A 21,399-nucleotide genomic window follows, 5' to 3' on the forward strand; every position below is an offset into this window, starting at 1 on the left:
GTCACGACGGCGCGAACCGGTCCGCGAGCGCCACCCGGCGCACCTGCACGGGGACGACGGCCGGCACCGCCCCGCGCACGAACCCCGGCACCAGCGGCAGCGCCACCTCCACGCGCACCGTGGCCGCCACCCGCGCCCGCGGGCTGCGGCACGGGCGCTGCGCGCACTCCAGCACCAGCGAGCCCGGCACCGCGGCGAAACCCTGGTCCGCCAGCGCCAGCGCGACGGCCGCCTCCGCGCGCGACGCGGCCCGCGCGTCCCCGCTCGTCGTCGCCAGCACCCGCGCCGCCTCCCGGGCGCCCGCCTCCGCCGCGAACGTCGCCGCCTGCACCCGGCCCAGCGTCAGCACCAGGTACGCCAGCGGCACCAGCAGCAGCACCCCCACCGCCAGGAACTCCACCGCGGCGCTGCCCTCGTCCCGGGCACTCACGCCCCCTCCACGGCGGCGTGGCCGCGCACGTCCAGCACCCGCGCCGGGCCCAGCAGGCCCAGCACCGGCAGCGGCGCGCGCACCCGGACCTCCACCACGGGCGCCCCGCCGTCCCCACCGGCCGCGGGGACGACACCCGCGCGGACGTCCGCGGCGTAGCGCGCCGACAGCGATGCGGCGAGCAGTTCCCGGGTGCGCTGCGCGCCCAGTTCCGGGGAACTCCCGACCAGGGCCCCGTACCGGGCGCCCTCCCCCGCGCAGTCCACCGCCGTGGCCCGCACGTGCTGCACCACGGCCAGCTGCAGCACCGCGGCGAACAGCAGCGCCAGGACCCCCGCGGTCGCGGCGAACTCCGCGACCGCGGAACCCTCGTCGCGAGCCCGCACCCCGTTCACGGGCGCTCCCCGCTCATGGACCCCCGAGCTCACAACTGCCCGAGGACGGCGTCCATCGACTGCGTGAACAACTGCTGCAACCGCGGCCCGGCCACCGCCCACAACCCCACCACCATCCCCGCCGTCATCACGGTGACCAGCACCCAGCCGGGCACGTCACCCCGGTCCCCACCGCCGCGCAGGGCTCTGCGCAGCAGCGCTCCCAGCAGCCGGTGCAGCGCAGCGGGGGTGGTTCCGCCGCAGGGGGCGGTGGCGTTCTTCGACACGTCTCTCCTCGAGCTCCTCGATCGGGGTTCCTGACAGGTCCACCGGGGCCTCACGGCCCCAGGTCCAGCTGCGCCAGGCCGGGGAACACCGCGAACACCACGGTCACCGGCAGGACGCCGAACACGACGGGCACGAGCATCCGCACCTCGCGGCGCCCGCCCTCCTCCAGCAGCCGGCGACGCTGCGACTCGCGGGCGTCGGCGGCCTGCGCGCGCAGCACCGCCGCCAGCGGGCTGCCCGACTCCACCGCCACCGCCAGACCGTCGACGAACCGGCCCAGCGCCGGCACGCCCAGCCGGTCCGCGGTGGCCGTCAGCGCCTCGACCAGCGGCGCACCGGTGCCGGCCTCCGCCAGCGCCCGGCGCAGGTCCGCGGCCAGCGCGCCCCCGTTCCCGGCCACCCGGTGCAGCGCCGCCGCGACGCCCTCACCGGCCCCCACGGACAGCGCCAGCAGTTCCGCGACCGCCGGCAGCTCCTCCTCCACCTCCGCGCGGCGGCGCTGCACGCGGCGCGCCAGCGCGGCGTCGCGCAGCAGCGCACCGGCCAGCGCCCCGGACACGAGCAGCCCGAGCGCGGCGACCGGCGTCAGCGACCCGCGCAGCGCCGCCGCGCCGCACAGCAGCGCACCGGCACCCGCACCGGCCAGCGCCCACAGCACCTGCTCGGCGCGGTGGTGGGCGACCTCCCGCTCGGGGTCCAGGACGTCCAGCCGGGCACGCACCGCGGGCGTCGAGCCCAGCAGGCGGCCGCAGGCACCCGCCGCGGCCTGCAGCGCCCGGCGGGCCACCGCCCGCCAGCCGCGCCCGGCCGGGCGGGAGACGTACGGGGCGATGCGCGCCTCCAGCGAGGCGGTGCGCCGCAGCGGCACCCCCCGCCACACCAGGACGGCGCCCACCCCGCCGAACAGGCCCAGCAGCGCGCCCGTCCCCGCGGGCGTCACGAACCCACCCGCCGCGGCTCGGGCAGGCGGCCCAGGCGCACCATCACCCGGTACGACAGCACCGTGGCCAGCGCCCCGGCGCCCAGGACCAGGGCCCCCGCCGGGGTGTCGTACGCCTCCAGCGCGCCCGGCCGGGTGGCCAGCAGCCCCAGCACCAGCCACGGGGCAGCCGCCGCCAGGCGCGCCGCCGACACCGTCCAGCTCTGCCGCGCGAGCAGTTCCCCGCGGGCGCGCTGGTCCTCGCGCAGGTACGCCGACAGCGTGCGCAGCGTCCCGCCGAGGTCGCTGCCGCCGACCTGGCGCGTCATGCGCAGCGTCGCGGCCAGCCGGTCGAACACCGGGTCGGCCAGCTCCTCCTGCAGGTGGGCCAGCTCGGGCTCGAACGCACCGCTGGCCCGGTACCCCACGGCGAACCCCGCGAACGCCGGCCGCAGCCGTCGCGGGCCGCGCACGGCCACCGCGCACACCGCGTCCGGCAGCGCCGCACCGGCACGCACCGCCGAGGCCAGCGCGTCCACCACGTCCGGCCACTCCTGCGCGCGCCCGGCGCGCCGGGTCCGCGCCCGCGAGCGCAGCAGCACCACCGGCGCCGCCGCCCCGGCCGCGGCGGCCGGCACGGCCGCCACCAGAACCCCCGTCAGCGCCGGCACCAGCAGCAGCCCCGCCGCCGCGCAGCCCGCGCACGCCAGCACCAGCGCCACCGGCGGCAGCGAGGCGAACCCCGCGGCGTCCAGCGCCCGGCGCACCCTGCGCCGCGGGACCCGTGCGGGGCGCACCGGCCGCACCCAGCACGACCACCAGGCGCAGAACGCCCCGGCCCCCAGCAGCGCACCCGCGAGGACCCCACCGGAACCGGCCACGTCAACCCCGCCCCGACAGCAGGGCGGACAGGTCGAAACCCGCGCGCTCGAACCGCTCGCGGTGCGGGGGCCAGCCCTGCTCGCGCAGCAGCGGTGCGCCGGCGCCCGGTCCGCGCCGGAACAACGGCGCCGTCTCCACCACGCCACCCTCCACGCGCCCGGTGACCGCCAGGACCTCCTCGACGCGGCGGTGCCCGTCGGCGCCCAGCGCCGCGTGCACCACCAGGTCCAGGCTGGCGGCGACCGCGGGCACCACGAAACCGCTCGTGACGTTCTGCCCCGCCAGCAGGGGCAGCGTGCACATCTTCGCGACCGCACCCGCGGCGGAGTTCGCGTGGATGGTCGCCGCCCCGGGGAGCCCGGAGTTCAGGGCGACGAGCAGGTCCAGGCTCTCCTCCTGCCGGACCTCCCCGACGACGAGGCGGTCCGGGCGCATCCGCAACGCCTCCTTCACCAGGCGGCGCAGCGGAACCTCCCCGCGCCCCTCCAGGTTCGGCTGGCGGCACTGCATCGCCACCGCGTCGCGCGCACCGACGTGCAGTTCGAAGACCTCCTCGCAAGTGACGATGCGCTGCTGCGGCGGAACCGCGCTGAGCAGGCAGTTCAGCAGCGTGGTCTTCCCGGCCTGGGTCGCCCCGCTCACCAGGAAGTTCAGACCGGCCGCGACCGCGGCGGCGAGGAAACCCGCCGACTGCGCCGACAGCGACCCCAGGGCCACCAGGTCCTCCAGCCTGCGGGCGCGGGCGACGAACCGCCGCACGTTCACCGCCCAGTGCCGGCGGGTGATGTCGGGGATGACGACGTGCAGGCGGGAACCGTCCGGCAGCGAGGCGTCGACGAACGGGCTGGACAGGTCCACGCGCCTGCCGGTGCTGGCGAGCATCCGCTCGACCAGTTCCGCGACGGCGTCCTCCTCCAGGATCGTGGTGGTCAGTTCCGCCACACCACCTCGGGCGACGAACACCATGCCCGGCTCGTTGATCCAGATCTCCTCGACCTCGGGGTCGTCGAAGTACCGCTGCAGCGGCCCGTACCCCGACACGGCGGCCACGACCTCGCGCACCGCCGCACCGCGGTCGGCCAGGAAGGGCAGGGAACCGTCCAGCGAGCGCAGGTCGTACCCGGTGACGGCCTCGTCCACGAGCGCGCGGACCTCGGCCGGGGTGGCGCGGAAACCCCCTGCGCGGATGCGCCGGCGCAGTTCCGCCCGCACCTCGTCCTCGACCAGCCGCACCGCCTCCACGTGAACCTCCCCCCGCTGCTGAACTCCCCACGACACGCGGAACCCCTCCGCGCCCGGTCACCGTAGGTGGGCCGCCCCGCGGGCGTCCGGGGGATGTGGACAACCGCCCGGGCGCCTGCGGGGTGTGGACGGCGGGGCGGGAACCCGGGCGACGGGCACCCTGCCGGGGTGCGTCTGCTGCTCACGCTCGTCGGCGCCGGCGACCCGGCGGGCACCGACGTCCTCGTCGAGGCGCCGGCGGGAACACCCCTGTCCGCGGTGCGCGGTCGGCTGGAGGAACTGACCGGACCGTGGCCCGGACCCGCGCACGCCGGCGGCCGGGAGGTGACCGGGGCCGTCCTGGGCGTCGAGCCGCTCCTGCACGGCGCCGTGGTGGACGTCTCCGCGCCCGGTCCCGCCGCGTGCCCGGGCACCGGTGCGCCCGCCGGTCCTCCCCCGCCGGCGGGCGCACCCGTCGCGCTGGTCGTGGTAGCCGCGGGCCCGGACGCCGGGGGCCGCTTCGCCCTGCCACCGGGGCGGCACGTCGTCGGCCGGGCGCACGGCACCGCCCGGTGCGCGGTGCCGCTGGCCGACCCGGGCGTCTCGCGCGCCCACGCCGTGCTGGAGGTGGCCGCCGACGGTTCCGTCGCGGTGCACGAGACCGGCTCCCTCAACGGCACCGCGCTGCTCCTGCCGGGCGCCCGGCGCGAGGTCCGCGGCCGGGCCGAGCAGCTGCAGCCCGGGGCCAGGCTCCTGGTGGGTTCCAGCGTCCTGCACGTGGCACCGCCGGCCGTGCGGGCCGCCGAGGTGCGCCCGGACGGGCACGGTCACCTGATGCTGAACCGCTGCCCCCGCCTCGGCGGCGGTGCGGGAGCCGGCGGTGCGGGAGCCGACGGCACGGTGCTGCGCTGGCCGCACCCGCCCCCCGCCCGGGACCTGCCCGGGGTGCCGTGGCTGGCGCTGCTCGTGCCGCTGGGGGTGGCCGTGGTGCTCGCGCTGGCGTGGTCGCCGCTGTCGCTGCTGCTGGGCCTGGCGTCCCCGCTGCTGGCCGGGGGGCAGTGGTGGTCGCAGCGGCGGCGCGCGCGCACGGAGCGGGAGCGCGACCTGGCCGCCTGCACCGCCGCCCGCGAGCGGGTGCGCACCGCGCACGCCGGGGTCCTGGCCGCCGAGCACCGCCGGCGCCACGAGGCCTCACCCGGGCCCGACGAGGTGCTGGCCCACGCCCTGGCGCGCGGCGTGCGGCTGTACGAGCGCACCCGCACCTCCCCCGACGCGCTGGTGCTGCGCGTGGGCCTGGGCCGGTCGCCCGTCGACGGCGCCGTCGTGCGCGACGACGCGCCCGGCCCCCCGCACGGGCCCGGCACGCCGGGTGGTGCCGACGCGGAGCCACCCGGCGCGGACCTGGACGACGTGCCGATCACGGTGGACCTGTCCGCCGGTCCCCTGGGCGTGGCGGGTCCGCGGCCCCTCGTCCTGGCGGTGGTGCGCCAGCTGGTCGGGCAGGTGGCCGCCTGGCACGGGCCCGGTGAGGTGGGGGTGGTCCTCGCCGGCGCGCGGGAGCGCTCGCCGTGGCGCTGGCTGGAGCTGCTGCCGCACGCGGAGCCGGGCCCGGGTCCCGGTGAGGGGGCCGTGCTCGCGACCCTGCGCGCGGAGCTGCAGCGGCGGGCGCTGGCCCGCGGTACGCGCGGCACCGGGGCGGGGGCTGACCCGGCGCGCGCACTGGTGCTGCTCGTCGACGGCGCTGCGGACCTGCGCACCGACGCGGACCTGACCCGCCTGCTGCGCGAGGGCGGCGCCGAGGGCATCCACGTGCTCTGCCTGGACAGCGACCGCACCCGCCTGCCGGCGGAGTGCGCCGCGGTGCTGGACGTGGCCGCCGACGCCTCCGGGGACGCCGTCCTGCACACCGGGGGCGGCGCCGCGTGCGCGGTGCGCGTCGACGCCGCGGGGCCCGCGTGGGCCGAGGAGCTCGCCCGGGCGCTGGCGCCCGTGCGCGACGCCGCCCCCGCGGGCACCGGCGGGGAGGTGCCGCGCAGCGCCTCGCTGCTGCGCCTGCTGGAGCTGCCCGCGCCCGCGCCGCGCGCAGCGGTGCGCGGCGCGGGCGCGGACGGCGCGGGGGGTGCGCCGCCGGCCGTGGACCCGGCGGCCCTCGCCCGCGCCTGGGAGCAGCGCGAGCCCGGGGCGGTGGCGGTGCTGGGTGCCGCGGCCACCGGCCCGTGCCGGCTGGACCTGGTCGCCGACGGCCCGCACGTCCTGGTCGCCGGGACCACCGGGTCGGGCAAGTCGGTGCTGCTGCAGGCCCTGGTGACCAGCCTGGCGCTGCAGGCGCCGCCGGACGCGGTGCGCTTCGTCCTCGTGGACTACAAGGGCGGCGCGGCCTTCGCCGGGTGCACCGGGCTGCCGCACGTGGCGGGGCTGGTCACCGACCTCGACGAGCACCTCGCGCGGCGGGTGCTGCGCAGCCTGCGGGCGGAGGTGCGCCGGCGCGAGGGCGTGCTGCGCGCGGCCGGGGCGGCGGACCTGGCGGACCTGCCGGCGTCCAGCCCCACGGCGGCCGGGGTACCCCGCCTGGTGATCGTCGTCGACGAGTTCCGGGTGCTGGCGCAGGAGCTGCCGGAGTTCGTCGACGGCCTGGTGCGGCTGGCGGCCGTGGGCCGCTCGCTGGGGCTGCACCTCGTGCTGGCCACGCAGCGACCCGCGGGAGTGGTGAGCCCGGAGATCCGGGCGAACACCAACGCGCGCATCGCGCTGCGCGTGCAGGACCGGGCCGACGCCGAGGACGTCGTGGGCGACGCGGCCCCGGCGGCGATCAGCGACACGACGCCGGGGCGGGCGGTGCTGCGCCGGGGCTCGCGCGGGCTGGAGGCCTTCCAGACGGCCCTGCTGGGCGAGGGGGGCGACGTGGACGGCGTCGACGAGGTGCGGGTGCGTCGCGCCGGGGACGCCGGCGAGGAGCCGGGCGCCGCCGCCGAGCGCGCCGGCGCGCGCCGGGCCCTGGCGGGCGTGGTGAGCGCCGTCCGGGAGGCGACCGCCCTGCGCGGGCGGCCGGTGCCGCCGGCGCCGTGGTCGCCGCCGCTGCCGCAGCGCGTGCCGGCGGCGGACCTGCCCGCGGCGCCGGGGGCGGTGCTGCGCTGGGGCCTGCTGGACGTCCCCGACGAGCAGCGGCGCGCCGTCGCGGCCTGGGACCCGGCCGCCGGCGGGCACCTGCTGGTGGCCGGCACCGTGCGCAGCGGGCGCAGCACGCTGCTGCGCGCTCTGGCCGTGGCCGCCGGCAGCGGGGACGCGGAGGTGAGCGTCCTGGACGGCGGTGGGGCGCTGGCCGACCTGGCGGACCTGGCGCACGTGGGCTCGGTGGTGGGTCGGGCCGAGCTCTGGCGCGCGCACCGGTTGCTGCAGCGCCTCGCGGAGGAGGTGCAGCGCCGGCGGGAGCTGTTCGCGCGGCTGGGGGTGCACGACCTGGCCGGGGCCCGGCGCGTGCCCGGGGCGGAGCCGCTGCCGCACCTGGTGCTGCTGGCCGACGGCTGGGACGGCTGGGCCGGCGACCTGGCGGCCGTGGAGCTGGGGGCACCGGTGGACGCCTTCCACCGCCTGCTGCGCGAGGGCAGCGCGGTCGGCGTCCGGGTGGCCACCACCGGCGACCGGGCGCTGCTGACCTCCCCGGTGGCCGCCGCCGCTGCGGAGGTGGTGCTGCTGCGGCTGGCGGACCGCGCGGACGCGGCGCTGGTGGGGGTCCCCGCGCGCGAGGTGCCCGCCTCGCAGCCGCCGGGTCGTGGGCTCCTCGTGCGCGACCGGACCGCCCTGGAGGTGCAGGTCGCCCTGCCGGCGCCGCCGCCCGCAGCACCGGCGCCGGCCGTCCCCGCGCCGCGGGTGCAGGTGCGGCCGCTGCCAGCGAGCGTCGCGGTGAGCGCGTTGCCGGCCGCCGCCGGCACGCTCGTGCCGCTGGGGGTGGGCGGTGACGACGCCGCACCGGTGGCCGTCGACCTGGCCGGTGGGCTGCTGGTGTGCGGGCCGGCGCGCAGCGGCCGGACCACGGCGCTGCGGGCCCTGGCCGCGGCGCTGGCACGCCTGCCCGCGGCGCCGCCGGTGGCGGTGGTCACGGCCGACGCCGACGCTCGCGGCTCCTTCGCCACGGCGGCGTGGGTGGGGCTGCAGGACGCGGAGGGCCTGCGGCGGGTGCTCGCGGTACCGGGGGCGGTCGTGCTCGTCGACGACGCCGCCCGGCCGCTGCCGGCTCCGGTGGAGGACCTGCTGGTGGAGGTGCTGCGCGGGGCACCGGCCGGGTGCCTGCTGGCCGCCGCGGCCGACGGGGGTGAGGTCGCCGCGGCCTTCCGCGGGCTGCCGGCGGCGCTGCGCACGGCCCGCACGACGGTGCTGCTGGGCCGGGGCGGGCAGGTGCCCGCCGACGTGCTGGGCCGGCGGGCGGTGCTGGCCCCGGCGCCGGGGCCGGGGGCCGGCTTCGTCGTCACCGACGGCGGGTGGACGGCGTTGCGGGTGGCCGCTCCGGAGGCCGCGGCCCAGGCGCCTACGGTGGAACGGTGAGTACCACCGAGGACAGGACGAGCACCGGGGCACCGGCCGGCGCGCGGTTGCGGGAGGCGACGCCCGCGGACGGCGAGGTCATCGCCCAGCTCGTGCGCGAGCTGGCCGAGTACGAGCGCGAACCGCAGGCCGCCACCGCCACCGGCGACGACTTCGCCCGCACCCTGCAGGAGGGCGGTGGCGTCGGCTGCCTGCTCGCGGAGGTGGACGGCCCGGCCGGGGTCGAGGTGGCCGGCATGGCCCTGTGGTACACGACGTTCTCCACTTGGCAGGGCCGTCGCGGCATGTGGCTGGAGGACCTGTACGTGCGCCCCCGGCACCGGCGCCGCGGCATCGCGCGGGCCTTCTTCGGCCGGCTCGGGGAGCTCTGCGCCGAGCGCGGCTACGGCCGTCTGGAGTGGTGGGTCCTGGACTGGAACACCCCCGCCCAGGACTTCTACCGCACCCTGGGCGCCAGGCCCGAGGACGAGTGGACCGTCTGGCGGCTCGACGGCGCGGGCCTCGCGGCCCTCGCCCCGCAAGGGCCCGCCACCGGTTCATGACGGACCGTCACGATGCGGACGCGCCGAGCGTGCGAAGCTGCACCGTGAGCGGCCGCCGCGCCGCACCCGCCGAACGCCGCCACACCCAGCACACCACCCCGCCGGAAGCGCACCGGCCGGCCCCCGGAGAGGACGCCCACGTGTCGACCACCACGGCCATCGAGCAGGCCGGCGAGCAGATCAGCGACCTCGTCGAGCTGCGGGTGCCCGCGGACCCCGCGTACCTGACGGTGGTGCGCACCGCGAGCGCCGGCCTGGCCGCTCGCCTCGACCTCACCCTGGACGAGATCGAGGACCTGCGGATCGCGGTGGACGAGGCGTGCACCCTGCTGCTGGACCCGGCGACGGGTGCCCAGCAGCTGGTCGCCACGTTCCGGCTGGGGGACGGGAGCCTGGAGGTGGAGGTGCGCGGCCCGGCCCGCGAGCTGCCCGAGCGCTCCAGCTTCGCCTGGGCCGTGCTGGAGGCCCTGGTCGGCGAGGTGTTCACCGGCACCTCCTCCTCGGGCGCCTGGATCGTCCTGCGCCACAGCAAGGGCGCGGGGACCGGGCCGGGCGGGCTCGCGGGGGTCGTGTGAGCGGCGACCCCGCGGCCGACGCGCCCCCGGCGGCGGTGCCCGCTGCCCGCAGGGACGGCTCCGGCACGCCCCCCACCGGTGGCGGCGGGGACGACGCGGTCGAGGAGCTGGAGGGCCTCGGTGAGGACCTGCCCGAGGAGCACCGCCGGGCCCCGCAGCCCGAGGAGCTGTCGCTGCACGAGCTGCTGGCCCGGCTGCCCCCGGACGACCCCGAGCGGGCGCGGGTGCGCGACGAGCTGACCCGCCGCCACCTGCCGCTGGCCGAGCACCTCGCAGCGCGCTTCCACGGCCGCGGCGAACCGCACGACGACCTGGTGCAGGTCGCCACGATCGGGCTGCTGAAGGCGCTGGACCGCTTCGACCCCGCCCGCGGCGTGCCCTTCGGCGCGTACGCCGTGCCGACCATGCTCGGCGAGATCAAGCGGCACTTCCGCGACCGCGGCTGGGCCATGCGGGTGCCGCGGCGCGTGCAGGAGGCGGGCCGGGCGCTGGCGGACGCGCGGGAGGCCCTGACCCACGAGCTGGGCCGGGCACCGACGGTCGCGGAGCTCGCCGTGCGCACCGGGCAGGACGCCGACGAGGTGGTGGAGGTGCTGGAGTCGGCCAACGCCTACGCGACGCTGCCGCTGGACACCGGCTCGCCCACCTCCCCGGTCGCCTCGCTGGGCAGCCTCGACGACCGCCTGGAGAACGTGGAGAACCGCGAGGCGCTGCGGCCGCTGCTGGCGGCGCTGGCCCCGCGCGAGCGCCGCATCCTGGCGCTGCGCTTCGTGCGCGGCATGTCCCAGGCGCAGATCGCCGCCGAGGTCGGCATCTCCCAGATGCACGTGTCGCGGCTGCTGACCCGGACCCTGGCCCAGCTGCGCGAGGGGCTCGGCCCGCAGCAGGGGTGAGCCCGCCGGCGGCTGGAGCGGCGGTCGGGGCGGGGTGGGTGCGGTCAGCGGGACAGCTGCGCCGACACCGGCGGCAGGAACAACCCCACGAGCACCAGCACCGCCGGCACCACCAGCAGCACCCCGAGCCAGGGCGACCCGCCGTTGAGGGCGGGCCAGCCGGCCGCCAGCTGCAGGACCTGCCAGACCAGCACCGGGGAGCGCACCCACGTGGCCCGCTGCAGCAGGCCGCGCGCGCACAGGGCCACGGCCGCGGCGAAGACCGCGGTCGTCGCCGCGAGGGCCACGGCCGCGACCGGCGCGGCGGCGTCCTGCACGACCAGGCCGTGCACCAGGTAGGCGACGCCCGCCAGGAGCAGCACGGCCTCCAGCGCCACCAGGGCGGCCAGGACGCTCAGCAGTGGCGAACGGGCGGGTCCGCCCCCAGGCTGGGAGGAGGAACGGGGCTGGGCACGGTCGGGCACGAGGAGCACCGTACGACCGACCCGCGCCCCGGCGGCCGCGGAGCGGCCGCGCCGCACACCCTTGCCGGGGTGGGCGGGTCCGGGGCCGGGACGTCCGGTCCCCGTCGTAGTTCCCTGGGATTGCCGGGAGGGGTCGTCCGTGTTAAGTCCGTGTGACGAACCTGACACGGGTTCTCCACGACCCGTCGGTGCCCCCCTCTTGTGGGACGCGCCGCGGGATGTGAACCTTGATGCCGACGCGATCCCCGACGCACGTCACCCCCCGGCCTGGTTCAGGACGAGGCACGTGCGTCCCGGCACCGCCGGCGCTGCCGGTGCTCAGGGATCCCGCGTGACACCCCGTGTGACAGCGGAACGTCGCGCGCACTGAGACCGCAACGCGAAGAAGGAGTGGACCCCTCATGGACTGGCGCCACCGTGCTGCCTGCCTCGACGAAGACCCCGAGCTGTTCTTCCCCATCGGCAACACCGGCCCGGCCATCCTGCAGATCGAGGAGGCCAAGGCCGTGTGCCGCCGCTGCGAGGTCGTGGACAGCTGCCTGAAGTGGGCGCTGGAGACCGGTCAGGACTCCGGCGTCTGGGGCGGCATGAGCGAGGACGAGCGTCGCGCCCTCAAGCGCCGCGCTGCCCGCGCCCGCCGCGCCGGCTGACACGCACGACCGCTGCCCGGCGCAGCGCACGAGGAGGGCCCCCACCCACCGGGCGGGGGCCCTCCTCGCGTGCCGGTGCCGCACACCCGCGCACCTCACCGGGTGCGCACGCTGCCCAGCGGTGCGGTGCCCCGGCGCACCCGCACGTCCAGGCGCACCTGGGTGCCGCCGGACTCACCGGGCCCGAACTCCATGCGCCCGCGCAGCTCCCCCGCCACCAGGGAACGCACGATCTGGGTGCCCAGGCCGGAGCGGCCCACCTGGAAGTCCTCCGGCAACCCCACCCCGTCGTCGCTGACCACGACCTCCAGGCGGTCCTCGCCGAGGTGCTCCACCTTCACGGCCACGGTGCCGGCGCGGCCGGAGCCGAAGCCGTGCTCGACGGCGTTGGTGACCAGCTCGGTCAGCACCAGCGCCAGCGCGGTGGCGTCCTCCTGGCGCAGCTCCCCGAACCGGCCCTCGCGCACCGTGCGCACCCGCTCGGAGTTCGACACGGCCACCTCCGCCGCCATCATCAGGCAGCGGTCCAGGACCTGGTCGAAGTCCACGTTCTCGTCGATGCCCTGCGAGAGGGTCTCGTGCACGGTGGCGATCGTCTCCACCCGGCGCATGGCCTCCTGCAGCGCCGAGCGCCCCTCCTCGGAGGTGATGCGCCGCGACTGCAGCCGCAGCAGCGCCGCCACCGTCTGCAGGTTGTTCTTGACGCGGTGGTGGACCTCGCGGATCGTCGCGTCCTTCGTCATGAGCTCGCGCTCGCGCCGGCGCAGCTCGGACACGTCGCGCACCAGCAGCAGGGCCGCGACCCGCACGGGTGGCCCGTCCTCGCGGCGGGTCAGCGGGATGGCCCGCATGGCCAGGGTCGCCGCCTCGGTCTCCAGGTCGGTGCGCCAGGGGGCGCGGCCGGTGACCACCAGCGGCAGCGACTCGTCGACGGGCAGGTGGCTGGCCGCCAGGGAGGACGCCACCTCCGCGAGGTTGGCCCCGACCAGTTCCCCGATGAGCCCGGCGCGGTGGAAGGCCGACAGGGCGTTGGGGCTGGCGTAGGTGACCACCCCCTCGGCGTCCAGGCGCAGCATGCCGTCCCCCACGCGCGGGGCGCCGCGCCGCGGACCGGTGGGCGCCGACGTCTGCGGGAAGTCCCCCACGGCGATCATGCGCGTGAGGTCGTCGGCGCACTTGACGTAGTTCAGCTCCAGGCGGCTGGGCGTGCGCGACGTCGCCAGGTTGGTGTGGCGGGCCAGCACGCCCAGCACGACGCCCTCGCGCACGACCGGGATGGTCTCCTCGCGCACGGGGACGTCGTCGTCCCACTCGGGGTCGCGACCGCGCAGGCTGCGCGCCTCGTCGAACGTCGTGTCGACCTGGGGGCGCCGGCCGCGCTCGAGCACGGCGCCGACCACGTCGTCGTAGTGGACCGTGGGCCCGGTCGTGGGGCGGCAGTGCGCGACCGCCACGAAGTGCTGACGGTCCGCCGACGGCACCCACAGCACCAGGTCGGCGAACGAGAGGTCCGAGATCAGCTGCCAGTCGCCCACGAGCAACCGCAGCCACTCGGCCTCGGCGGGGCCCAGGCCGGTCTCGGACTGCAGCAGGTCAGCCATGGTGGGCACCCCCGAAGCCTACGGCGCGTCGTCGCACCTCGATCACCCCGCCCGGCGCCCCGGCGCCCGTCCACCCGGTGCCCGTCCACCCGGTGCCCGCTCACCCGGACCGCAGCACCGAGCGCAGGACCCGCAGCGCCACCGACAGCGCCGCCAGGTCCGCGCGCCCCGAGGCGGCGATCTCCTGCAGGGTGCCGCGGGCGCGCCGCACCGCGGGCCCGTGCGCCTCCTCCCACGCTCGCACCGCGGCCTCGGCACCCCCCGCGCCCCCCGCGTGGGAGAGCACGGAGGCCGTCAGGTCGCGCAGCACCCCGTACAGGTCGTCGCGCAGCGCCGCCCGTGCCAGCGACTGCCAGCGGTCCTCCCGGCTCAGCGCGGCGATGCTGCTCAGCAGCGTCTCCACGTCGTACAGCCCGGACAGCTCGAACCACACGTCGGCGACCTCGGCGGGCTCACGGCCGGCGGCGGCGGCCACCTCCACCACGTCCAGCAGCGCGAACGTCGGCAGCAGCGACGCCACCCGCAGCGCCTCCCCGGCCGGCACCCCGGCTCGCGCGAACTCCTCCGCGTCCGCCCGCAGCGCCTCCGCGTCCCGCGCGCGGGCCAGGTCCGGCACGCGCGCGGCCAGGTCCGCCACCGGACCCGCGAATCGCTCGACCTCGGCGGCGACGTCGACCCCCTCGGGCCGCGAGTGCAGCAGCCAGCGCACGCTGCGGTCCAGCAGGCGCTGCACCCGCTGGCGCAACCGGGCCTGCACCGCCGCGTCCACGCGCCCGTCCAGCGCCTCCACGGCCGCCACCCGCTCGCCCAGGCCGAACACGCGCACCGCCACGGCGAACGCCCGCACCACGTCCGCCGGCTCGCTGCCGGTCTCCTCCGCGGCCCGGAAGGCGAACGTGAGCCCCCCGGTCCCCACGACCCGGTTCACCAGGACCGTGGTGGCGATCTCGCGGCGCAGCGGGTGCTCGAGCAGGTGCTCGCCGAAGCGCTCGACCAGTTCGGCGGGGAAGTACCCGCGCAGCGTCTGCTCCACCCACGCCTCGTCGGGCAGGCCGGAGGACAGCACCGCCGACCCCAGGGAGATCTTCGCGTGGGCGATGAGCACCGAGAGCTCCGGCATCGTCAGCCCCCGGCCCTCGCGCGCTCGCCGGTCCAGCTCGCTCGAGGACGGCAGCGCCTCCAGCCGGCGGTCGACGGCGCCGGAGCGCTGCAGCGCCTCCAGCATCCGCCGGTGCGCCGGCAGCAGGCCCGTCGCGAACGTGCCCTCCACGCTGAGCGCGACGTTCTGCTCGTAGTTGTCGCGCAGCACCAGGCGCCCGACCTCGTCGGTCATCCGCAGCAGGGTGGCGTTCCGGTCCGCCGCGTCCAGCCGCCCGCGCGCCACCAGCTGGTCCAGCAGGATCTTGATGTTGACCTCGTGGTCGCTGCAGTCCACGCCGGCGGAGTTGTCGATCGCATCGGTGTTGAGCTTCACGCCCTGCCCGTCGCGCCCGGCGGTGGCCGCCTCGATGCGCCCGCGCTGGGTCAGCCCGAGGTTGCCGCCCTCGCCGACGACCCGCACGCGCAACTGCGCGCCGTCCACGCGCACCGCGTCGTTGGCCTTGTCCCCCACCTCGGCGTGCGACTCGGCCGAGGCCTTGACGTAGGTGCCGATGCCGCCGTTCCAGAACAGGTCCACCGGGGCGGTGAGGATCGCGCGCACCAGCTCGATCGGCGACAGGGCGCCCACGCCGTCCTCCAGCCCGAGGCTGCGGGCCACCTGCTCGCTGATCGGCACCGACTTCGCCGTCCGGCTGAACACGCCGCCGCCGGCGCTGATGAGCGAGGCGTCGTAGTCGGCCCAGGAGGAGCGCGGCAGCTCGAACAACCGGCGCCGCTCGGCGAAGGACACCTCCGGGTCCGGGTCGGGGTCCAGGAACACGTGCCGGTGGTCGAACGCCGCCACCAGCCGCAACCGCCGGCTCAGCAGCATGCCGTTGCCGAACACGTCACCGCTCATGTCACCCACGCCGACGACGGTGGTGAGCTCCTCCTGCACGTCGTGGCCCAGTTCGCGGAAGTGCCGGCGCACGCTCTCCCACGCCCCGCGCGCGGTGATGCCCATCGCCTTGTGGTCGTAACCCACCGACCCGCCCGAGGCGAACGCGTCACCCAGCCAGAAACCCCGGGCCAGGGCGATCTCGTTGGCGGTGTCGGAGAACGTGGCGGTGCCCTTGTCCGCGGCCACCACCAGGTACGGGTCGTCGCCGTCGTAGCGCACCACGTCCACCGGCGGCACGACCCGCCGCACACCGTCCTCGGTGCGCAGGTCGTCGGTCACGTCCAGCAGGCCGGCGATGAACGTGCGGTAGCAGGCGGTGCCCTCGGCCCACCAGGCGTCGCGGTCCACGGCAGGGTCCGGCAGCCTCTTGGCGACGAACCCGCCCTTGGCGCCGGTGGGCACGATGACGGCGTTCTTGACGACCTGCGCCTTCACCAGCCCCAGCACCTCGGTGCGGAAGTCCTCGCGCCGGTCCGACCAGCGCAGTCCCCCGCGGGCGACCTCGCCGAAGCGCAGGTGCACGCCCTCCACCCGCGGGGAGTACACCCACACTTCCGCGTGCGGGACCGGTGCGGGCATCCCCTCGACCTGCGAGGGGTCGAGCTTGAACGACAGGTACGGGTGCGGTTCGCCGTCCGCACCGCGCTGGTACGCGTTGGTGCGCAGCACCGCCCGCACCACCGAGAACAGCGCCCGCAGGATGCGGTCGGCGTCCAGGCCCTCGACGGCGTCCAGGGCGCCGCTGGTCTCCTCCAGCAGGGCGTCGACGACCTCGGCCCGCTGGCCGTCCTGACCGGGGCGCGAGGGCGCGAACCGCGCCTCGAACAACCGCACCAGGGCCCGCGTCAGGCCCACGTTCGCCAGCAGGCAGCCGGCGACGTACTCCACCGAGTACGCCAGCCCGACCTGGCGCAGGTAGCGCGTCAGCGCGCGCAGCACCGCCACCTGCCGCCACGACAGCTGCGCGTTGAGCACCAGGCGGGCCAGCGGGTCGCTGTCGGCCGCACCGCTCCAGGCCGCGGCGAACGCCTCGCAGAAGCGCGCGCGCGCCGCCGCCGGGTCGGCGTCCAGGTGCTGCACGTCCACCGGCAACCGCAGGCCCACGTCGTCGACCCACACGCGCCGGCCGTCCTCGCGCACCAGCACGTGCGGGCGCTCGTCGGTGACCTCGACCCCCAGGTCCGCCAGGAACGGCAGCACGGCGCTGAGCGTGACCGGTGCGCCGCGGTAGGAGGTCAGCCGCCACGTGCGCGCCTCCCCCTCGGCGTCGCGCAGGTCCAGGACCTGCGCGTGCGCCGGGCCGTCCACCCCGGTGCGCGCCAGGAGCTCCTCGGCCCGCTGCAGGTCGTGCACGGCCCGCTCCGGCGCCACCGCGGCGCGGTAGCTGCCCGGCACCCCCTGGCCCCAGCGGCGCCACAGGGCGCCGCCGGCGTCCTCGCCCAGCTCCCTGCGCGACGCGTCCAGCAGGTCGTCGTCCCAGCTGCGCGCGACGCGGGCGACCTGCGACTCCAGCTCGGCCACGTCCACGTCGGGCAGCTCCTCGCCCGGGCGGGCGCGCACCACCACGTGCAGGCGGGCGAGCACGGACTCCGACACCCGCAGCGTGTGCTCCACCGAGCCGCCGTCGAAGGCCTCGCGCAGCAACTCCTCGACGCGGGCACCCACGCGCGTCGTGTAGCGGTCCCGCGGCAGGAACACCAGGCAGGACATGAACCGCCGGTACGCGTCGCGGCGCACGAACAACCGCGTGCGGCGGCGCTCCTGCAACCGCAGCACCGCCAGCGACGTGGCCAGGACGTGCTCCACGTCCGCCTGCAGCAGCTCGTCGCGCGGGAACGTCTCCAGGATGCTCAGCAGGTCCTTGGCGGAGTGGCCGCTGGAGCCGAAACCGGAACGCGCCAGCACCTCCGACACCTTCTCCGCCACCACCGGCACCTGGCGCACCGGGTCGGTGTAGGCGCTGGAGGTGAACAGCCCCAGGAAGCGCCGCTCACCGGTGACGCGACCGGAGGCGTCGAACTTCTTGACCCCCACGTAGTCCAGGTACGCGGGCCGGTGCACCGTCGCCCGGGCGTTGGCCTTGGTCACCACCAGCACCTGCGGTTCGGCGGCCTTCTCGCGCACCGGGCCGGACAGGCGCCGCTCGCGCCCGGCGGGACGACCGGGCCGGTCGGAGAGCACGCCCAGACCGGTCTGCGGCCGGGCCGCCAGGACGACCTCGCCGTCGTCCTCGCGCAGGTCGTACTCCCGGTACCCCAGGAACGTGAAGCGGTCGTCGGCCATCCAGCGCAGGAACCGCTCGGCGACCCGCAGCTCCTCGGCGTCCACGCCGGCCGGCGGGTCCAGCTGCAGCTCGTCGGCGATCTGGGTGGCCCGGGCGCGCATGGCGTGCCAGCCCCGCACGGCGGCGCGCACGTCGTCGAGGACCGCCGCCAGCTCCCGCTGCAGGCGCTCGCGGTCGGCGGCGTCGCTGTCGCGGTCGACCTCGATGCGGATCCAGCTCTCGGCCGGGTCCGAGGGGGGTGCGGTCGCCACGTCGTGCAGGTCCAGCAGGAGGCCGTCGCCGTCCCGGCGGGCCGCCAGCCTCGGGTGCACCAGCAGGTGGATGCCGCGACCGGTGCGGGTCAGCGCGGAGGTCAGGCTGTCCACCAGGAACGGGGTGTCGTCGGTGACGACCTCCACCACGGAGCGGGCCGCCCCCGCACCGGCGTCCTCCCCGGCGACGACCCGCACCAGGGTCGTGCCCGGGCGGCGGTCGCGCCCGAGGCGCAGGTGCGACTCCACGGCGACGGCCAGCGCGGCCGGGTCGCGGTCGCGCAGGTCCTCCACCGCGGTGTGCGCGTAGTAGTCCAGCAGCACCCGCTCGGCGGCGGTGGCCGAGCGCAGCGCTTCGGGCGCCTCGCCCCAGGCGGAGCCGCGCGCGGCGGCGGCCGACCGGACGAGCGGTCGCAGCTCGGACGTGGTGGGCGGGGTCGAGACGGGCATCACTGCTCCGGGGGCCGGTGGCTTCGCCCCACCGACCCTATCCGTCCGCGCGCCCGCGCACCGGCCGGGCCGCCACCGTACAGTCGCGACGTGCCCACCCCGTTCTCCGAGGTCTCCCCGCTGCCCGGCCCGCCCGCCGCCGTCTTCGCCCTGCTGACCGACCCCGGGTTCCTGGCCGAACGGGCGCTGCGCTCGGGCGCGGTGGAGCACGAGGAGGAGGTGCGCGCCGAGGGCGGCGGCACCCTCGTGCGCAGCTCGCGCACGGTGAGCACGGCCGGGCTGCCCCGGGTGGCCGCCGGCTACCTGGGCGCCACGGCCGTCGTGGAGCAGCTGGAACGCTGGGCCCCGGCCGCCGGCGACGGGTCCCGGGACGGCACGCTGGAGCTGACCGTGCGCGGCGCGCCGGTGCGGCTCGAGGCCCGCGCGCAGCTGCGCGCCACCGCGACCGGCTGCGACCACGAGCTCACCGGGACCCTGTCCGTGCAGGTGCCCCTGTTCGGGGCCGGCGTGGAGCAGGCCGCGCTCCCCGGCCTGCTGGACCTGGTCCGCTCCGAGGTGCAGCTGGCGCGCGAGCGACTCGCCGGTGGGGGGTCCTCAGGCCCCGGCGGCCAGCAGCAGCGGTAGCTCCGTCGCGTCGTACCAGAGGAGCTCGTGCCCCTGGACCGATTCGACGGTGAAGCGCGCGTCGTCGTCACCGGCGTCGGCGGCGGCCAGCGCACCCAGCGCCGCTCGCACGTCCTGCTCGGCCTCGGCGTCGTCGACGTGCACGCTCGCGAGGTGCTGCAGCAGCAGGTCGTGCTCGAGCACCACCCGGGAGCGCTCGGGGGCGGACCAGCTCGCGTCCGGTCGCGGCAGCGCGGTCCCGGGCACGTCGAGGGCCAGGACCACGCGCCGCACGGGCGAACCGGCGGGCTCGGTGGCCAGCAGCCGCAGCGACTCCTCCGCAGCGTCCCCCATGGCCACGTACTCCAGCTCGTCCTCCAGCTCGCGCGGGTCGGCGTCCGCGTAGAACTCCCGCAACGCGGGCGTGACGGCGTGCACCGTGACGGGCGCACCGCGCAGCACCCCGGAGGGTGCCGCCGCGGCGAGGGCGCTCAGGGTCGTCGGCCAGTAGACGCGCACTCAGGCCTCCCCGTCACGCCCGTCGAGGGGCGGGCTCGCCGCCTCGTCCCCGGAACCGTCCTCGTCGTCGCCCTCGGGATCGCCCGCGTCCTGCCCACGGGTGAGCAGCGCGGCGACCTCGTCGTCGTCGAGGTACTCCTCCTCGAACACGACGCCGTCCAGCTCGGAGAGCCGCTCCGCGGCGTCCGTCTCACCCTCGGTGTCGGCCTCGGCGGCCTTCTCCAGCCACTCACGGGCGTCGGCGTCACGACCGACGCTGATCAGCGCGTCGGCGTAGGCGTACCAGAGCCGAGCGCGCCACGGAGCGCGGCTGTTCGTGCGCAGCTGCGGCACCTGCAGGGAGACCACGGCGGCGTCGTGCTGACCGAGGTCGTGCCGGGCACCGGCGGAGACGATGAGCATCTCCACCTTCGCCGCGGGGTCGAGCTGGGACGCCTCCGGCGAAGCGGCGAGCTCGAGGGCCCTCTCGGGGCGACCGAGCCCGCGCTCGCAGTCGGCCATCAGCGGCAGGTAGCTGTCGTCGCCCGTCATGCGGCGAGCGGTCCGGAACTCCGCGAGAGCCTCGCGGAAGTGCCCGGCCTTGTAGGCCGCGATCGCCGCCGCCTCGCGGACGGCTGCGATGCGCCCACCGCGCCGCTGAGCGGCGAGCGCGTGCTGCCAGGCGCGCTCGGGGTCGGTGTCGACGAGACGGCCGCTCGCCACGAGGTGGCGGGCGACCACGTCGAGGCTCTCAGCGGGCAACCCCTGCAGCGCCCTGCGGACGTCGGGGTCCAGCTCCCGTCCGGTGATGTCGTCCGGCAGCCGCGGCCCGGCCGGGCGCGGGGGCCGAGCGGAGCGCGAGAGCTCCTCACGGCGGTCACCGTCCCGCTGCCGCACGGGGCGCCCGCCAGCGCGGACGGGTCCTCGGCCCTCGCGGCGCGGTCCGCGCTCGTCGCGGCGCTGCTCGCCGGTCCGCTCCTCACGGCGCGGTCCGCGCTGGTCGAAGCGCTCGCGGTCCCCGGTCGCACGCGCGTCACGGCGCGGGGCGCGCTCGTCCGGACCCGAAGCTCCTCCACGGTGCGACGACCGCTCACCGGCCCGGGGTGCACGCTCATCGCGGCGGAACCCACCCTCGCGGCGGCCGCCTCCTGAGCGGTCTCCCCGATCCGTCGACACGCCTGGGGCTCGGTCACCACGATCGCGCCAGGTTCGACCGGTCGCCGAACGCTCGCGGTCCTCACGAGGGCCGTCTGTCCTCGCAGGGCGCTGTCCGGCGCCACCGCGCCCGGCGGCATCGCGCACACCGCGCCCCGGCCGGTCACCGGACGCAGCAGAAGGACGTCGGGGTGCGTCGGACCGGGGTGTGTCGGCGCGGTCCCGGAAAGCGCGATCGCCGCCCTCAGGGCGTCCGTAGCCGGAACGGGCCGGGCGCCCAGCACTGGACGCGGGACCTTGCGGCCGGCGAGGGTTCCCCGCGGCTGAACGGTCGGACGAGGAAGGCCGCTGACCGCGACCGGTGGGAGGAGTGCCCTGACGCGGACGTCCCCCTGCGGAGGGAGAACGTCGCTCGTCGCGCCCCCGGTACCCCGGATCAGCCATGTCGCTCTCCCACCTGCCCACGCACGCGCGGGCTTCCTCGTCACTGTTCAGATGTCTGGACCACGGGCACTTCAGGATCTCACGCGGACTCGGACAGGAGTCCAGAAATGACTGTGGGGAGCGCACCGTACGGCGCACTCCCCACATCCACTACGACTCACCACAAAGAGTGAGTGGCCGGCAGTGACCTACTCTCCCACCCAGTCTCCCAGGCAGTACCATCGGCGCTGGCGGGCTTAGCTTCCGGGTTCGGAATGTAACCGGGCGTTTCCCCACCGCTATGACCACCGGACCA

The 21,399-nt window shown here is 77.3% G+C and carries 17 protein-coding genes and 1 rRNA gene; 6 read left to right on the forward strand and 12 right to left on the reverse strand.

The window, feature by feature from the left end; all coding sequences use genetic code 11:
* Position 1 precedes the first annotated feature (1 nt).
* The 6 genes from ACRYM0_RS10740 to ACRYM0_RS10765 all read right to left on the reverse strand — a co-directional run bounded on the left by ACRYM0_RS10740 (position 2) and on the right by ACRYM0_RS10765 (position 4,135).
* On the reverse strand, positions 2–430 hold the full coding sequence (locus ACRYM0_RS10740; protein ID WP_432504890.1) for a pilus assembly protein: 429 nt from the start codon (positions 428–430) through the stop codon (positions 2–4).
* Entirely contained in the window at positions 427–825 is a 399-nt protein-coding gene (locus ACRYM0_RS10745) for a TadE/TadG family type IV pilus assembly protein (RefSeq protein WP_432504892.1), read from the reverse strand. Before ACRYM0_RS10745 ends, ACRYM0_RS10740 begins: the two co-directional genes overlap by 4 nt.
* A gap of 29 nt (positions 826–854) precedes the next feature.
* On the reverse strand, positions 855–1,043 hold the full coding sequence (locus ACRYM0_RS10750; RefSeq protein WP_432504920.1) for a hypothetical protein: 189 nt from the start codon (positions 1,041–1,043) through the stop codon (positions 855–857).
* A 98-nt stretch (positions 1,044–1,141) separates the two neighbouring features.
* On the reverse strand, positions 1,142–2,032 hold the full coding sequence (locus ACRYM0_RS10755; RefSeq protein WP_432504893.1) for a type II secretion system F family protein: 891 nt from the start codon (positions 2,030–2,032) through the stop codon (positions 1,142–1,144).
* Positions 2,029–2,892, reverse strand: a complete 864-nt coding sequence (locus ACRYM0_RS10760) for a type II secretion system F family protein (RefSeq protein WP_432504895.1) — start codon at positions 2,890–2,892, stop codon at positions 2,029–2,031. Before ACRYM0_RS10760 ends, ACRYM0_RS10755 begins: the two co-directional genes overlap by 4 nt.
* 1 nt (position 2,893) lies before the next feature.
* Positions 2,894–4,135, reverse strand: coding sequence for a CpaF family protein (locus ACRYM0_RS10765; RefSeq protein WP_432504897.1), 1,242 nt, complete (start codon positions 4,133–4,135; stop codon positions 2,894–2,896).
* 168 nt (positions 4,136–4,303) lie between these two features.
* On the opposite strand from ACRYM0_RS10765, the gene ACRYM0_RS10770 reads away from it, so the two are divergent.
* The 4 genes from ACRYM0_RS10770 (at position 4,304) to ACRYM0_RS10785 (ending at position 10,663) form a co-directional block, all read left to right on the forward strand.
* On the forward strand, positions 4,304–8,653 hold the full coding sequence (locus tag ACRYM0_RS10770; protein ID WP_432504899.1) for an FtsK/SpoIIIE domain-containing protein: 4,350 nt from the start codon (positions 4,304–4,306) through the stop codon (positions 8,651–8,653).
* Positions 8,650–9,195: a GNAT family N-acetyltransferase gene (locus ACRYM0_RS10775; protein ID WP_432504901.1), complete on the forward strand. Its 546-nt coding sequence runs from the start codon at positions 8,650–8,652 to the stop codon at positions 9,193–9,195. Before ACRYM0_RS10770 ends, ACRYM0_RS10775 begins: the two co-directional genes overlap by 4 nt.
* Before the next feature lie 140 nt (positions 9,196–9,335).
* A complete protein-coding gene (locus tag ACRYM0_RS10780; protein ID WP_432504903.1) occupies positions 9,336–9,770 on the forward strand; it encodes an ATP-binding protein in 435 nt (144 codons plus the stop codon).
* The gene (locus ACRYM0_RS10785) at positions 9,767–10,663 is read left to right on the forward strand and encodes a SigB/SigF/SigG family RNA polymerase sigma factor (protein WP_432504905.1); all 897 of its coding nucleotides are present in this window, start codon (positions 9,767–9,769) and stop codon (positions 10,661–10,663) included. The genes ACRYM0_RS10780 and ACRYM0_RS10785 overlap by 4 nt, the downstream gene beginning before the upstream one ends.
* A 44-nt stretch (positions 10,664–10,707) precedes the next feature.
* Here ACRYM0_RS10785 and ACRYM0_RS10790 read toward each other — a convergent pair whose 3' ends face one another.
* On the reverse strand, positions 10,708–11,127 hold the full coding sequence (locus tag ACRYM0_RS10790; protein ID WP_432504907.1) for a hypothetical protein: 420 nt from the start codon (positions 11,125–11,127) through the stop codon (positions 10,708–10,710).
* Between the two features lie 401 nt (positions 11,128–11,528).
* Between ACRYM0_RS10790 and ACRYM0_RS10795 the strand changes: the two genes are divergently transcribed.
* Positions 11,529–11,777 carry a WhiB family transcriptional regulator gene (locus ACRYM0_RS10795; protein ID WP_166610479.1) on the forward strand — a complete coding sequence of 83 codons (249 nt, stop codon included), beginning with the start codon at positions 11,529–11,531 and terminating at the stop codon, positions 11,775–11,777.
* A 95-nt stretch (positions 11,778–11,872) separates the two neighbouring features.
* On the opposite strand, the gene ACRYM0_RS10800 is transcribed toward ACRYM0_RS10795, so the two are convergent.
* Positions 11,873–13,378 carry a sensor histidine kinase gene (locus tag ACRYM0_RS10800; RefSeq protein WP_432504922.1) on the reverse strand — a complete coding sequence of 502 codons (1,506 nt, stop codon included), beginning with the start codon at positions 13,376–13,378 and terminating at the stop codon, positions 11,873–11,875.
* 100 nt (positions 13,379–13,478) lie between these two features.
* Positions 13,479–18,404, reverse strand: a complete 4,926-nt coding sequence (locus tag ACRYM0_RS10805) for an NAD-glutamate dehydrogenase (RefSeq protein WP_432504909.1) — start codon at positions 18,402–18,404, stop codon at positions 13,479–13,481.
* 90 nt (positions 18,405–18,494) lie between these two features.
* On the opposite strand from ACRYM0_RS10805, the gene ACRYM0_RS10810 reads away from it, so the two are divergent.
* A complete protein-coding gene (locus tag ACRYM0_RS10810) occupies positions 18,495–19,028 on the forward strand; it encodes a DUF2505 domain-containing protein (protein WP_432504911.1) in 534 nt (177 codons plus the stop codon).
* Here ACRYM0_RS10810 and ACRYM0_RS10815 read toward each other — a convergent pair.
* The 3 genes from ACRYM0_RS10815 to rrf all read right to left on the reverse strand — a co-directional run bounded on the left by ACRYM0_RS10815 (position 18,999) and on the right by rrf (position 21,396).
* Positions 18,999–19,526: a DUF6912 family protein gene (locus ACRYM0_RS10815; protein ID WP_432504913.1), complete on the reverse strand. Its 528-nt coding sequence runs from the start codon at positions 19,524–19,526 to the stop codon at positions 18,999–19,001. The genes ACRYM0_RS10810 and ACRYM0_RS10815 overlap by 30 nt on opposite strands.
* Positions 19,527–20,402, reverse strand: coding sequence for a hypothetical protein (locus ACRYM0_RS10820; RefSeq protein ID WP_432504914.1), 876 nt, complete (start codon positions 20,400–20,402; stop codon positions 19,527–19,529).
* Positions 20,403–21,279: 877 nt separating this feature from the next.
* Positions 21,280–21,396, reverse strand: a 5S ribosomal RNA gene (gene rrf / locus ACRYM0_RS10825).
* Between the last annotated feature and the right edge of the window lie 3 nt (positions 21,397–21,399).

The sequence above is a fragment of the Kineococcus arenarius subsp. arenarius genome (assembly GCF_050871845.1).
Classification (GTDB): Bacteria; Actinomycetota; Actinomycetes; order Actinomycetales; family Kineococcaceae; genus Kineococcus.